7 protein-coding genes and 1 tRNA gene are annotated in these 15059 nt (G+C 40.9%); 5 read left to right on the top strand and 3 right to left on the bottom strand.

The genetic code is table 11. From position 1 onward, the window contains the following. The first annotated feature begins 53 nt into the window (after window positions 1-53). On the top strand, window positions 54-1796 hold the full coding sequence (locus HZA38_05585) for an ATP-binding cassette domain-containing protein (protein MBI5414952.1): 1743 nt from the start codon (window positions 54-56) through the stop codon (window positions 1794-1796). Between the two features lie 302 nt (window positions 1797-2098). Beyond that, on the top strand, window positions 2099-9043 hold the full coding sequence (locus tag HZA38_05580) for an S-layer homology domain-containing protein (protein MBI5414951.1): 6945 nt from the start codon (window positions 2099-2101) through the stop codon (window positions 9041-9043). A gap of 14 nt (window positions 9044-9057) precedes the next feature. On the opposite strand, the gene HZA38_05575 is transcribed toward HZA38_05580, so the two are convergent. After that, window positions 9058-9582, bottom strand: a complete 525-nt coding sequence (locus HZA38_05575; protein ID MBI5414950.1) for a hypothetical protein — start codon at window positions 9580-9582, stop codon at window positions 9058-9060. Window positions 9583-9922: 340 nt separating this feature from the next. Here HZA38_05575 and HZA38_05570 point away from each other — a divergent pair. Beyond that, window positions 9923-9997: transfer RNA gene (locus HZA38_05570), tRNA-Gln, on the top strand. A 189-nt stretch (window positions 9998-10186) separates the two neighbouring features. Here the strand turns inward: HZA38_05570 and HZA38_05565 are convergent. Next, window positions 10187-11026 (bottom strand): hypothetical protein, encoded by an 840-nt coding sequence (locus HZA38_05565; GenBank protein MBI5414949.1) that lies wholly within the window; start codon window positions 11024-11026, stop codon window positions 10187-10189. Between the two features lie 365 nt (window positions 11027-11391). Here HZA38_05565 and HZA38_05560 point away from each other — a divergent pair, with 365 nt between their 5' ends. Together HZA38_05560 and HZA38_05555 are read left to right on the top strand one after the other, a co-directional pair. After that, window positions 11392-12627 carry a DEAD/DEAH box helicase gene (locus tag HZA38_05560; protein MBI5414948.1) on the top strand — a complete coding sequence of 412 codons (1236 nt, stop codon included), beginning with the start codon at window positions 11392-11394 and terminating at the stop codon, window positions 12625-12627. A gap of 148 nt (window positions 12628-12775) precedes the next feature. Next, window positions 12776-13462: a hypothetical protein gene (locus HZA38_05555; protein ID MBI5414947.1), complete on the top strand. Its 687-nt coding sequence runs from the start codon at window positions 12776-12778 to the stop codon at window positions 13460-13462. Between the two features lie 12 nt (window positions 13463-13474). On the opposite strand, the gene HZA38_05550 is transcribed toward HZA38_05555, so the two are convergent. Continuing rightward, window positions 13475-14932: an S-layer homology domain-containing protein gene (locus HZA38_05550; protein ID MBI5414946.1), complete on the bottom strand. Its 1458-nt coding sequence runs from the start codon at window positions 14930-14932 to the stop codon at window positions 13475-13477. Between the last annotated feature and the right edge of the window lie 127 nt (window positions 14933-15059).

Below are 15059 nucleotides of genomic sequence, written 5' to 3'. Positions count from 1 at the left end.
AAAAATACGCTTCCTCTTGCTGGGAATCAGTCTTTGGAGTACACTCCGAATTCATGAATATATTTCTTCGCACTCTCGGCTTCTTTCGTGAAAAAAAATGGTGGGTAACATCGCTTGTTTTCGTTGCCTTTTTTCAGGCAAGTTTAAGTCTTGTTGAACCGATTTTTTTCCGGGAAATCATTGATACGCTCACCAATTCTTCAAAAAATGAAGAAACTCTTGAGGCACTCTCTCAAGTTCTTTTTCTTTGGATACTTGTTGCCATTTTTGCGATGACAGCACAAGTGATTCTTACCTATTTTACTGATGTTCTCGTACACAAACTTCATGTCAAAATTTGGAAAGAGGCAATTGAGCGCGTCCTTTCGCTCTCTCTTCGTTTCCATAATTCCAAAAAAGTAGGAAGCACGATGCGTCGTATTGAACGTGGTTCGGATAATATTTTTGAAACACAACTCGATTTTTTGCGTGAAGACCTTCCCCGTATTTTCACACTGCTCTGCATTCTCCCGCTCCTTTTTTGGCTCCACTTTCAAATGGCAGTGCTTCTCAGTATCATTCTGCCAGTAATTCTTACACTTGCGATTTGGGGATCGGTAAAAACGAATCAAAGACAAGATGAGATTGAAAAGTATTGGACAAAAGCGTCAGGTGTTTCCTGGGATGCGGTTGCGAACATTTCTGTAATCCAAAGTTTTACCGCTTTTGGAAGAAAAATGCGCGAGATTACTGCTCTTATTTGGGAAGCGCATACAAAACAGCTTAAGGTTCTCAAATGGTGGTGTTTTATTATTGTTCTCGGAAAAGCTGCTTCTTTTCTAGCAACAATTTCCGTTTTTGCGCTCGGAGGAATGCTTTTTCTGAAGAACGAAATTACCATTGGGGAGATTGTCATGTTCTCCGGATATTCTCTCCTCGTGGTGAATCATGTGGAAAGCAGTTTATGGCATTTTCAAAGGTTTCTCTGGAGAAAATACAAACTCCAGCAATTCTTTGAAATCTGGGATGAAGTCCCCGATATCATGGATGCGCCAAATGCTCAAAAAATGCCAGTTGTTCGCGGAGAAATAGAATTTCAAAATGTCTCTTTTTCTCATGATAATCAGAGCGAAGCACTCAAAAATGTTTCATTTTCGATTCCGCCAGGTCAAACCGTTGCACTTGTGGGGCACACTGGGAGCGGAAAGACCACAACGGTAAATTTGCTCTCGAGATTTTTTGATATTGATTCCGGGAAAATTTTCATCGATGGAACAAACATCTCCACGGTTACGCAGGAGTCACTTCGAAAAAATATCGGAATGGTATTTCAGGAAAATTATTTGTTTCATGAAAGTATTTACGAAAATCTTCAGATTGGAAATCCAAAGGCAACAAAGAATGAAATCGAAGCTTCGTGCAGAGCTGCGCATGTTTGGGAATTTATTTCTGAATTGCCAAAAGGAATTGATACTGTTGTGGGAGAGCGTGGTGTAAAACTTTCTGGAGGAGAGAAACAGAGAGTAGCGATTGCCCGAGCGCTCCTCAAAAATCCGCCAATTTTGGTACTCGATGAAGCGACAAGCGCTCTCGATGCCGAAACAGAACAGAGAATTCAAGAAGCATTAGAGAAATTGATAAAAAATCGAACTACGCTCATTATTGCGCACCGTCTTTCGACGATAAAAAAAGCAGATATGATTCTCGTGTTCGAGAAAGGAAAGATTGTGGAAAGAGGAACATACGCTTCCCTCATGCATAAAAAGGGGAATTTTTCTAGACTCGTTGAGGCGCAGGTTTCTGGATTTGTGATGTGAGTGAGAGCTCAGGATAACAAATTTCCTCAGATTCGCATATTTTTATTTGCCTTTTTTAAGAGAATATGCGAAGATGATTTCGGTCGTAGATACTCACTTCGGACATTGCGATCTTAGGGAATAGAGGCGTAGACAGTGGTAACGGGTGAGTACGAACCAAATTTTCCTCTCAAGGGTATGAGAGGATTTTTTGTTTTGTCTCTTCGAAATATTCCTTCTCAAAGAAATCAGCGAAATCACTTTAAGAAAGTGACAAAATAGTGTACAATAAGGGGAAATAAAAATTTTTCATATATACAAAAATGAAAACAAAACACTTCTTCGCTACAATCCTTTCTCTTATACTTCTCATTGTGGGAGGTGTAGTTCTGTATTGGAACGAGCTCTTAGGGAAATATCTCTACAAGGCAGAGATAGCTCCACAGAATACATATACAGTGACTACAAATGAAGACAGAGCACTCGATGGCACTCCGTGTGCGGTTGGTGATTGTACTCTAAGAGAAGCGATAGAATTAGCGAATACCGATCAAAATACGAGTATTATTATTTTCGCAGAAAATGTTTTAAATAATACAATATATCTCTCTGAGGGAGAACTTCTCATCACGGCGCCCCTTATTCTCGACGGTGATGGAAATATTGATGTCGATACTGGTGACAAGGTTACCATTAGTGGAGATGTTGGAAATGATGGAGATATGAGCAACAATGTGAGAGTCTTGCATGTGAAAATTCCTCCAGAAATTCCTGCGGGACAAAACTTGGTAATGCTTCACGGCATCAATATTCAGGATGGAAATGCAAGAGGTGAAAATGGGGGAGGAGGAATTTGGAACGAAATAAATTCCTCGCTTAACCTCATTGAAGTAAACATTACCCATAACATCGCAGAAAATGGAGGAGGAGTATACAATCAGGGAACTCTCTATTATTCTTTCGGAACCATATCAGATAATATTGTTGGAGATAAAAATGGCGTTGGTGGAGGTATCGCGAATGATGGGCAAGAAATTGAAGGGGCAAATGCAGCATCTGGACAAATTCTCATTCACTCATCTACCATCAGTGGTAACTCCGCTGTTAAAGGCGGAGGAATTTGGAATTCTGGTCCGAAAGCTCGAAGTGATATTAAAATTTCAACCATTTCCGGAAACTCAGCCACTCAAGAAGGAGGCGGAATATTCACGGATGGAATGTATGTATTTTTGCATGAATCAACGGTGGCATACAATACCGCTGGCGAAGACGGATCTGAAAATGTTCTTGGAGCTGGAATAAGAATTCACGCGCCGGATGATACTCAGGTAATTCAAATTTGGAATAGCATTATTGCGCAGAATAAATTCTATGGAGGAAATCTCTCCGATGACATCAACGCTTCTGGAAATTCCGCTGAAATAAGTGTTGTGGAAAGTTTGGGATATAACATTATCGGATATGCTCATATCACTCAAAATTTCCTTCTTCGGGATTCAGATCGTGTAGGAAATTCTCCAGATGCGCCTCTTGATCCAGGACTTCTTCCTCTTGAAGATAATGAGGGAGCGACAAAAACTCATGCGCTTCAAGAAAGTGGCGCGGCAATTGATTCGGGAGATCCAACTGTTCAAGATGAGAGTCTTAATGATCAGCGAGGAGAAGGACATAAAAGAGTAAAAAATGGAGGCACTCAAAAAAGAATTGATGTTGGAGCATTTGAATTTGGCGCAGAACCAGAACCGCAAGAACCAAATCCTTTTCTGGTAAACACAGATCAAGATATTGTTGCCGAAGATGAACTTACGAGTTTGCGTGAAGCGATTAACGCCGCAAATGCGGATCCAGATTTGAATACGATTGAGTTCGATTCGGATCTTGCAGGGAAAAAAATTACACTTGATGAAACGCTTAACATTGCTTCAAGTATGGAAATTAAAGGTCGAGTTAATGGAAAAGGAAATCCAGTAATTACGATAAGTGGGGGCGGGAGAAGAATAGTTATGGCGATAGCGGCTCGAAATGACGCCAAAGTGAAAGTAAGTGATGTGATAATTACTGAAGGAAATGGACATCAAATTGAACAAGGAAGTGGTATTCGTGTGACATCAGGTGCCAATGTAACTCTCATCGGAGTTCATATTATAAACAACAAAAATGCTAGTTCAGGCGGTGGAATTGCGAATCTTGGAGGTGTTGTACTTCTGAAAAGATGTGTTATTTCCCAAAATTCTGCAAAATTTGGTGGTGGAGGAATTGTGAATTATGGTCAAGAATCAACCCTAATATTGCAAGATACCATTGTTTCTCAAAACATTGTTGAGGATCAAGAGGATCAAAAGGGGGCGGGAATATTCAATAAAGATGCCTCTCTTAGCCTTATTCGAAGTACTGTGTCTCAAAACGAAGCAGTAAATGGTTCTGGGGGAGGAATATATAATTGGAGTGATACACATGGAACATATCTTCTCATGGATACCAGCACCATTTCTGGAAATATCGCAAAGGTGGGAGGAGGGATTGTGAATGTAGAGGCTTCTGCAATTATAAAACACAGCACTATTGCAAAGAATGTAAGTACGAGCGAGGCAGGAGGAGGGATTCGATCTGAAAATGGAAAGGTTACGTTGAGCTACACTCTCGTTGCGGAAAATAAAAATGGAGAAAATCCTGATGATGTTTTTGGTGTAATCATGAGTAATGGGCATAATCTTTTTGGACAAGAAATCGTGGACGGTGCAGATGAAACAAAAGGAGATTTCTTGGGAAAAAACGCAGTACTCGAAGAGCTCAATAATTATGATGACGGATACACACAAGTGCATCTTTTAGGAGTAGGAAGCGAAGCTCTTAATGCAGGAGGAAGTCCAGAGGCAGAAAATGTTCCATACACAGACCAGCTCCATCATTTACGCATCAAAGACAAAATTGATATTGGCGCAGTCGAAATGGGAAGCGAAAAGCCGTTAGTTCCCGAACGACCTTCTCTTCTTGTTACAACTCCAGAAGACATTGTTGATGGAGAAGACGGGGAAACGAGCCTCAGAGAAGCAATTCAATATATAGGTAATGGCACGCTTACGGGAACAATTACATTTGATCCAGAAAGATTTCTGGGTGACGAAAATGTAATTCGTCTTCAAGAAGAACTCGTCATTACTTCCGATATGGAGATTCAAGGACTTATTAATGAAGAGGATGAAAGCCCAAAAATCATTGTGAGCGGTGAAAAAAATGGGAGAGTTTTGAATATTGTCGATGAAAACAATGGAGCTTCAGTAACAATAAAAAACTTGGTGATTACAAACGGAAAAGCTGACAATGGCGGAGGAATTTATGTTGCAGAAGACAGTTCTCTTACTTTGAGCGAAAGTATTGTTTCGAAGAATCACGCGGATGTGAGTGGTGGAGGAATCTATAATGAAGGGACAGTACTCTTAGAAAAAAGTACTCTCGTGTACAACACCGCAGCGAAAGGAGGAGGAATTGCTACTGATGCGGAAGTACATATGACAAACTCAACTGTTTCCACAAATACGAGTACATTGGGTGGTGGTGGCATGTATGTATTTGGTGGTGATACAGATATCCGTTTCAGTACAATCGCGAACAACAATTCAGAAGAAACCATAAATCCTCTTGCTACAGAAGAAAATAGTCATATAAAAACGGCGATGACTTCTGAAACTTTCCCAAGGGAGCGGGTACTCGTAGCAAGTATTGGAAATTTCTTCATACCACAGCGGAAGACAATTGCTCGAAAGGATCGAAGTATTGGCGGTGGAGGTATCTTGATAGATGCAGGGACAGTCACGTTAGATCATACAATTGTGGCCGACAATACGCATGGAACGAATGTCAAAGGATCTGATGACATCGTCGGGATCATCACCAGCAATGGGTATAATATTTTTGAGGAGAGATCACGGCTTGTTTTTGCAAATGGCGAACAGCCAACTGACATTCGTGACAGCGACCCAAGACTTGGATGGCTGGTAAATTATGGCGGAAGAACACCAACTCATTCTCTCAAATCAGGCAGTATAGCTCTTGATAAAGGCGACCCAACTATTGCAGATTGTTCGGAAAGTGAAGGGCAAACTCCAGAAAATGCTTATTGCGCTCCGGAAACAGATGAACGAGGCGAAGGATTTCAAAGAAAAGCAAACGATAAAATTGATATCGGAGCGTTTGAGCTTCAAGATTGTACAGTACAAGATGATTATGGATCAGGTCACGAAAATGCCTGTTTCATTATCTGTGCGCCAAATACTCATCGAGAAGGAAGAGAGTGTGTGCCAGATAAAGCTCCAGCACCTCCTCCTAATATTTGTGAGTATTATGGATCAGATCACGAATGTAATCCGAATCCGCTTCTCGTCACCACAGAAGTAGACGTTGTAGATAATTCAGATTCTGTTTTGAGTCTTCGAGAAGCAATTGCTGTCGCAAATGGAAATCCAGATATCAATGTCATTAGATTTGATTCTTCAGCTCTCGGAGGAAAAACTCTTCGCCTTAAGAGTGGTGACGGATACGGAGAACTCCTTATTACTTCGAGCATGAATATTGAAGGCATTCTTGATGAAGAAGGAAAATCGAATATTACTATCAGCGGAAAGGCGGGAGAAGAAAATATTGAGTATAACGTGAGAGTATTTCATATTAATGGTACTGCGGGGAATGTCGAGGTAACCTTGAAAAACCTGACAATACGAGATGGAAATATTGACGGAAATGGAGGTGGAATCTTTAATGAAGCAACGCTAACAATTGAAAATAGTACTATTTCTGGGAACATGGCAAAATATGGAGGTGGAATAGAAAATGAGAAAGATAATGGCAATATAACAATTAAGAATAGTACTATTTCTGGAAATAATGCTACTTATGGTGGAGGAATAGAAAATAATGGCAGTATAATGATTGAAAATAGTACCATTTCTGGAAACACTGCAAAATTAGGTGCTGGAATAGAAAATTATAACGATATAGCGATTGAGAATAGTACTATTTCTGGAAACACTGCTGATGTTTCAGGTGGAGGAATGTATATTGAAGATGATGGCAGTATAACGATTGAGAATAGTACTATTTCTGAAAACATTGCAAAATTAGGTGGTGGAATTTGGGCTCACTCAGTAGATATTGTTATTAATAACAGCACGATTGCTCGAAATTCTGTAGTCACTGATGGAGAAGGAGGTGGCGTAAAAATAGTTACGAATAATGATGGGGAAACTGGAGATGTTAAACTTAGCCATACAATTGTTGCAGAAAACACACGAGGAATTATTCCCTTTGGTCAGGCTGAAGCAATTCTCGATGATGTTTCTGGACCAATTACGAGCAATGGATATAACCTCTTTGGAACAATCGAAAATGCAACTATTACCTATCCAGAAGATGAATCAGTAACCAGTGATGACGATATTGTAGGAATTGTTCATCTTGAAGACCTCAAAGATAACGGTGGTACAACATTTACTCATGCCCTTCTTCCAGGCAGCAAAGCAATTAACGCAGGGAACGAAAATGCCGAACCAGGAAAAAATGGTATTCCAAAAACCGATCAAAGAGGACAAGACAGAATCCAGAAAGGAAGAATCGATATTGGAGCTTTTGAATCGTCTCTCGAGGCAAATCCAGAGCCAACAGAATGTGATCCGTCTGAAGTAGATAATGGAGATGTTGGTCTCCCGCCTGAGTGTAAAATTACTTGTGATGATGGATTTTCTCTCGACGGTGATAAATGCGTAAAAGATGACTCAGAACCAGAAAAATGTGATCCGTCTGAAGTAGATAATGGAGATGTTGGTCTCCCGCCTGAGTGTAAAATTACTTGTGACGATGGATTTTCTCTCGACGGTGATAAATGTGTAAAAGATGATTTAGAACCAGGAAAATGTGATCCAATAGATAATGGAGAAGTCGGTCCGCCACCAGAATGTAAGATCACCTGTAAGGAAGGATTTTCTCTTAGAGATGGAAAATGTGTTCTCGATAAAGACCCAAATCCAAACCCAAATCCTAATCCTAATCCTAATCCACCTCAGACACCGCCTCCAGTAAGTGGTGGTGGTGGAGTGAGGCGAGAACTTCTGGAAACTCCGTACACTCTTCCAGAAACACCTTCTTTAGTAGATCCAATAATTCTACAAAATCGTGCGGTTGATCTTCCCGATAATGGAGCCTCAGAAGCGACATTTACGAGAGATGTGACACTTGAGGAAAAAGATGAAAAAGCAAGTGTACATTTTTCAAAGGGGACAGTTGTGATGAATTTGGGAACGCAGAAAAAATATAAAGAGAAAATTCTCTCTCCACAAAAAGTAGTAAGTACCAAGTTGCCAAAAGAACTTCCTCCATTTTTTACATACGTAAATGCGTATGAAATGAAGGCAGAGAAAGGAGAATCTCTCACTTTTTATCAATGTATAGAGAGCGCTGGATCACAGGGAAACGACATTTGTACTGCTGGAAAAAAATCGGTTCCAGGAATAACAATTCTTACTTTACCACTTCCCGAAAAATATTATGGAAAAACAGGATTGAAAGTTCTTTTCTATAATGTGAAAGAAAGTGTGTATAGGGAAGTACTCGGAGAAAAACTTTCTGAGGACGGGAAGAGTATGCTCGTTGAAGTAGATCACTTTACACTTTTCGTGGTCGCAGAAAGCACCGCAAAAGCAGAAATTCTTGAAACCAAAACAAAAGGAGAACTTACTTCGATTCCAGAGAAAAAAAATGTTCCAGGAACGGCAGATTGGGCGCAAGAATGCGTGCAAAAATTGCAAGAAAAAGGAGTGGTGCAGAAAACCGATAATTTCCGCGGAAATGACAATATTATTCGTGCAGAAGTTGTCAAAATGGTTGTTACTCTCAGTGGAAAACAGCTTAGCGCCGACGAAACGCAGATATTTCCAGATGTTCCTTCGGATGCGTGGTTTCACAAATATATCACTACCGCAAAAAATCTCGGATGGGTGAAAGGATATTTCGATAACACTTTTGGACCACAATACAAAATATTTCGAGCTGAAGCACTTAAAATAGCGATGAAATCTGCAGAAATATCTGACGAAATCGAAAGCGAAACAGAAAATCCATTTCCAGATATTTCGAAAGATGATTGGTATTTTGGGCCAATACTTTCTGCGTATTCAAAAAAATGGGTTCACGGATACGAAGATGGAACATTCCGCCCTACAGAATTTATCACTCGAAATGAATTTGCAAAACTCTCATGTGAAGCATTTGAGCTCTAAGTGACAACAACGCTTCACATCAAAAAATCCACAACAAATCGGACCACTGGATCAACATCTTTTCCATACACGATAGCTCCTCCCAGTGCTCCGGTAACCATCATTGTTGTAAATCCTGCCACTGCCAGTATCATGAGAATCCATCTCTTCAGAAGGATTCGAGAAAGTACATTGCAGACATAAAACACTCGAGTGCTCAATCGATAGTTTTTTATTTTTGTTTTTACAGAATGGCAACATTCAAAATGATTCAGAAAAAATATTCCGTACGCAAAAGACGGCAGAACAAATATCCATGTGGCAATAGTCGCGAAGAACGAATGCATTTTAATAAGATCGCTTTTTCCCAGAATCTCTGCCGCGAGTTCTCCAGTTTGTAGAGTAATGAGTGCGCTTATGAATCCTGTAAGAACGAAAATTCCTTTCACAAAGTTCCATGTCACGTTTTTCTGAAGCTTTCCAAAAGAAATGATTTCAAAAACGGCGTAGGAAGTGAGAAGCGCAATCGGGAAGTGAACGAAGAGGGGATGAATATTCATACAGGCATACAAAAATCGGAAAGAAATATATCATTCATGAAGAGCAGAAGTCGATTTTTTAGTGGAAAAATATGAAGAAACATTTACAATGTCGTCAATGATCCGGAGTCGCCAAGCGATGCGCTCCATTTGCGAGCCGGAGGCGAGCATTTTGGAGCCCATCGTCCCGGACTTGATCCGGGATCTTGTAAAATTTTTCCATCTATTTACAATTCACTCATTATTCGGGAATCGCCAAGCGATGCGCTCGGCTTGCCGAACCCATCGTCCCGGAAACGAACGAAGTGAGTTATCCGGGATCTGGTAAAATCTGTTCAATCGTTTACAATTCACTCATTATTCGGGAGTAGCCAAGTGGTAAGGCAGTGGACTCTGAATCCACCATTCGAAGGTTCGATCCCTTCCTCCCGAGCCAAAGTTGAATTCGAGACGAGCCCAATGCGGAGCATTGAGGTGAGTCCGAAGATACTTTGTCCCGCATTTCGCGAAGCGAAACTGCGGGACCCCCGAACTTCATAAAGTGAAGAATCTCACTTCCCGAGCCAAGTATATCTGTTCTTTTAAGGCCCACTTTTCCGTTTTCCCCAAACACCTCCCATTCGAATCACATCAAGGATTTCTTTGGATTTTTTTTCGGCAAATAATTTTCTCCAGTAATCACTGACTTTCCTGTTTTTTCCTCCAAAGCAAGGCGTGCATCTTTCGCAATTTTTCCGCCTTTTTTAGCGGGAATTTTGTTTTCCTCAAAGCCTTTTGCATGAGTCACTTCGGCAATTTTTTGGGTAGAAAGTTCCGCCAGAGCGGTGAAGATAAGTTCTGCGTCCGACATGTGATCACGTAAATTCTGTGTTCTGAGATGTTTCAATTGTTTATGTTTCTGAATGGAGAGATCGCTCCATTCTTTGTGGATGATGTTTGTCAGAATTGCGAATTCATTCTGTTCTTTAACTTCATTATTTTTCCAATAATCCGTTAATTTGTTCCTGATTTCCTGTCCCATCATTCGTTGCTGAATCCATTTTTCACTTCTCCCCATTTTTTGCCAATATTCACGTGACCGATTCATAGCTTTTTCTGGATCACTCATCTCTTGCATTCGTTCATAGCCGACTTTTGCCAGCCAAAGCTTAATGGGCTCCGCTTTTTTACTCGGAATTGATTGAACGAGGCGAAGCAAGGTTGCAACATCAGCCGCATCTGTTGCGTAATATTTGCCATCTTGAGCCACAAATTTCAGTTGGTGACAATTTGTCACCAACTCACTTCCTTCTGTTTTCAATCTTTCTTTGAGCTTGTTCCAGTATTTTCTCGCAGTTTGATAATTACTTTGCTGAGTCAAAGCTTGAATAATGTCCACCACTGAAAAAAACCATTTTTCAGTTTTTTCATCGTAATATCGACGAATTCTTTTGCCCTCAAAAATAGCAATTTTTTCTTCGTTCATAAAAATATATGAAAAAATCACTCATGTAGTATAAATCACTTTTAAAATTTTCATGAAAGGCAAAAATTCACCACTCGAGAAAAATTGAGTTATGAAGCCATTTTCTTAAATGTTTTTCTGTTGTCGAGCTCCGTCGACAGAATAGACATTTCATAAAACACCTGGGGAAAGCCGTATTTTGTGAATGAGCATTTTTTTGTCTCATGAAAAATTTTACAGATATTCTATACTGATACCAGATTTTTTTTAAATTATTATGGCATATCGTAAATTGAACAATCTCACGGAAAAAGAAGGTATTGTCCCGTCCCTACTTCCTTCATGAATCTCTATCTTTTCTCCTCCACTTGCGCTACACTCAGCACATGATCCCACCACAAAGTAGCAGTTTTCATGGACTTGGTATTGCACCAAAAATTCTTGACATCCTCACGAGGAATAATTACATCGTACCGACTCCAATACAGCAACAATCGATTCCCCACGCTCTTGAGGGCAAAGACCTTATGGGAATTGCTCAAACCGGTACCGGAAAAACTCTCGCATTTGGTATCCCAATGCTTCAGCGTTTAGTTCAGGCTAAAGGACTAGGACTTATCATCGTTCCCACCCGTGAACTTGCTTTACAGGTTGATGAAGCAATTCAGAAAATCGGTCGACAACTTGGACTCAAAACCGTTGTACTTATTGGAGGAGAGCCAATTTTTCGCCAAATTAAACGCATCCAAGCGAATCCACATATAATCATCGCAACTCCGGGAAGACTCATCGATCATTTGGAGCAAAGAACGGTTCGTCTCGATGCCGTCAAAATTCTTGTTTTGGATGAGGCCGATCGTATGCTCGATATGGGATTTGCCCCACAAGTGAATAAAATTTTGGCTCGTGTTCCGAGCGAGAAACAGACGATGCTCTTCTCCGCGACGATGCCAAAAGAAATCGTGGCCATTGCCGCCAAATATATGAAACTTCCGATTCGCGTTGAAGTTGCGCCTTCTGGGACCGCGGCAAAAGACGTCACGCAGGAATTATTTTTTGTCGATAAACCGAACAAAGTTTCCCTGCTTATTAAAATATTATCGGAATATAGGGGGAGCGTTCTCATTTTTACTCGGACGAAATATGAAGCAAAAAGAATTGCCAGCAAAATTCGCGACAATGGTCATAATGCTTCGGAAATTCATTCCAATCGCTCGCTTTCTCAGCGCAGGGAAGCGCTTCAGGGTTTTCGAATTGGGAAATATCGAATTCTCGTTGCCACAGATATCGCCGCTCGCGGGATTGACGTATCAGGAATTGAACTCGTGATAAATTATGATCTCCCCGATAACCCCGAAGATTATGTACATCGTATCGGCAGAACTGGTCGTGCCGGCTCAGTTGGTCATGCTATTTCTTTTGCCGCTCCACATCAACGTGGAGGAGTTCGAAGTATTGAACGCCTCATTCGTCAAAACCTTCCCGTTTCCCAAACTCCAAACACGCCTCCCTTAAGAACTGCTTCTTCATCAGAAAATGCTGAGGAAAAGCGAAGGTGGACTCCTCGGCGAAATTTTTCCCACAGGAACAATCATCAGCGAAGAAATTCAGGGAATTTTTGATGGTATTTCACTTTTTGTATTCCATTAAAACAGGCTCCCATCCAGGGGAATGAGAATCTTTAGCCGAAAAAAGAGAAGAATCTCTTTGCTTTTTCCCTAGGATAGGAATAGAGTCCCTCAGCTCAATTTAACTCTTATCAACAATTCTATGGGAAATTTTCATAATAAAAGAAGTGGCGGAGGATTTGGAGGTCATTCTCGAGGCAACGATTTCGGTCGTAGTAGGGGCGGATTCGGTGCGGGAGACAGGAGACCAGAGATGCACAGTGCAACATGTTCTGAGTGTGGAAATGACTGTGAAGTCCCGTTTAGACCAACAGGAGAAAGACCCGTGTACTGCAGTGATTGTTTTAAAAGTATGAACAGTTCATCAGGAGGTCGAGATTTTGGTAGAAAAGAATTTGGAGGAAGAGATCGCGGAGACAGAGCAGACCGAGGAGGAGACAGAGGACGCTCAGATTTTGGGGAGAAGAGAATGTATAAGGTTGTCTGTGCCGAGTGTGGCGACGATTGTGAGGTTCCGTTTCGCCCAACAGGCGAAAAACCTGTATATTGCAGTAAATGTTTCGGCAAGGATGATGGTGGATTCAAACCGAAGAAATCTGGTGGCGATTACGCACAAGAATTTGAACGCTTGAATTCAAAGCTCGACAAGATCATCAAGGCGCTTGAAGCCGCTGGTCTCAAGAAAGAAGCGGCAATAGTAAAGCCGATTCTTGAGGAGAAAAAAGAAGAGCCAAAAAAGGCAGCGTCTCAGGAAAAATCCAAGAAAAAAGAGCGAGAGGAGAAGGCTGCGCCAAAAAAAGTCGTAAAGGCGAAAAAGAAATCAAAGTAAGGAAATTATAATTTACGGCAAAAACGGCACCACATCATCCGTTGCTGGAGTGAGTTTTTCGATAATTGGTGTTGCGGTGGCATAATCTGCTCCCAGATTTTTTTGTGCTTCTCCGTCGACACACTTTGCAAAACTCGCGTAGGGAAGAGAATTCTCGATGCAATGGAGAAGAGTATTCGTATGATACGATCCAGTATTTGAATCTCCAATACTTTCTTGATTCGACTGAGAAGATGCGCTCACCCAACCGACAATTGTTTTTGCGAGAGCGGCAGCTTTTTGTTCATACAGTGGCACAACATTTCCGGAATAACACGTATCGTGCACGAGAGAAAATTCTTCGCTGTTCATGGTTTCAAAACCGTGCGTCTTCATTGTCTCGGCAAGATCAGGGAGGGGAATTGTCACCACATTCTGAATCGGATTCCCTGCCGCATCCGTTCCGTTTTCCATTCTGACAACGAGATTTCCCGAAGGCTGCATGCCGTGTGATGTGACATAAAAGAAAAATGCTTTGTTTCCGCCATTTCTTGTGGAAAGGGTCGAAATGACATCGAGTTGTCTGCTGATTTCTGTGAATGGATTTGCTGGAGTATTATCGATATATGATGTTTGATACCCTTTATTACACAGAAATGTGTTCATATTTACAGCATCTTGTTTGAAGAATCGATCTTCTCCAAAAGAGACAATGAGTGCGAACTTCTTGGAATCTGCTGGTGCATTGCAGGGTTTCATTACGGGACTAGGAAGTGATGCCTGCGGAGCAAGTCCTGCTTTTGTTCCGACGTAGGTCAGATCCTTTGTATTAGTTCTTTCTGTGTCGGTATTCCAGAGTTCTTTTCCATCTACAATTGGCCATAAAAACGAAGAATTTTGCGAAATTGTACAGCCATTAAAATTTACCGTCATCATTTTGGTGTCATGTCCGAACTTTGTATTTGGCGCTGTATCGAGCCAAAAAAACCATGATTTTTCGGAAACATTTTCCACTATTCCTGATTTGGAATCATCTGTAAATACCTGAAAATAATCTCTTTTTCGCACCGGATCTTTTTTTCGGTAGAGCGCAAAAAAATCTTTTTTCGGATCATTTGCAATAACTTGGTCGTAGAGCATACTTTGTGCGATATCGGCATTTGTACAATCAGCAGAAGGAGTTCCTGATGATCCTCCACCAATAAATTGTGCGTCATATTTCACGTCATATGCATCTCCTGTTTCCCGAACGACATAATCGCGGTAAATATATTCCGCCATTTTTCCACGGGTAATTGGTTTTGCCGGTTCAAAGAAGTTTCCCGAATCGTCGATGATGTTTTTTTCTACAGCATAAAGAAGATATCGGCTGTACCATTCATCTGCACTGACATCTTGAAATGGCAATGATCCCTCGGAAGTTGAAGAGAGAAGATCCCATGAAACCAGTTCTCCGAGAATTTTTAGCGCTTCCACTTGGCTTTGTTGCACAAATCATAATATAGAGACTCAGGAAAGAGCAATTTTCTTTTTCTAAGGTTTTCATACTATTTTGTAACTTTTTGGCATTCCGAGAGCAGTCATACTATTCAAAGCAGAACATATAAGAAAAGATTCT

Source organism: Candidatus Peregrinibacteria bacterium (assembly GCA_016220175.1).
Lineage (GTDB): Bacteria > Patescibacteriota > Gracilibacteria > CAIRYL01 > CAIRYL01 > JACRHZ01.
The sequence above is the reverse complement of the archived record's forward strand: the minus strand, read 5'-3'. Positions and strand labels throughout refer to the sequence as shown.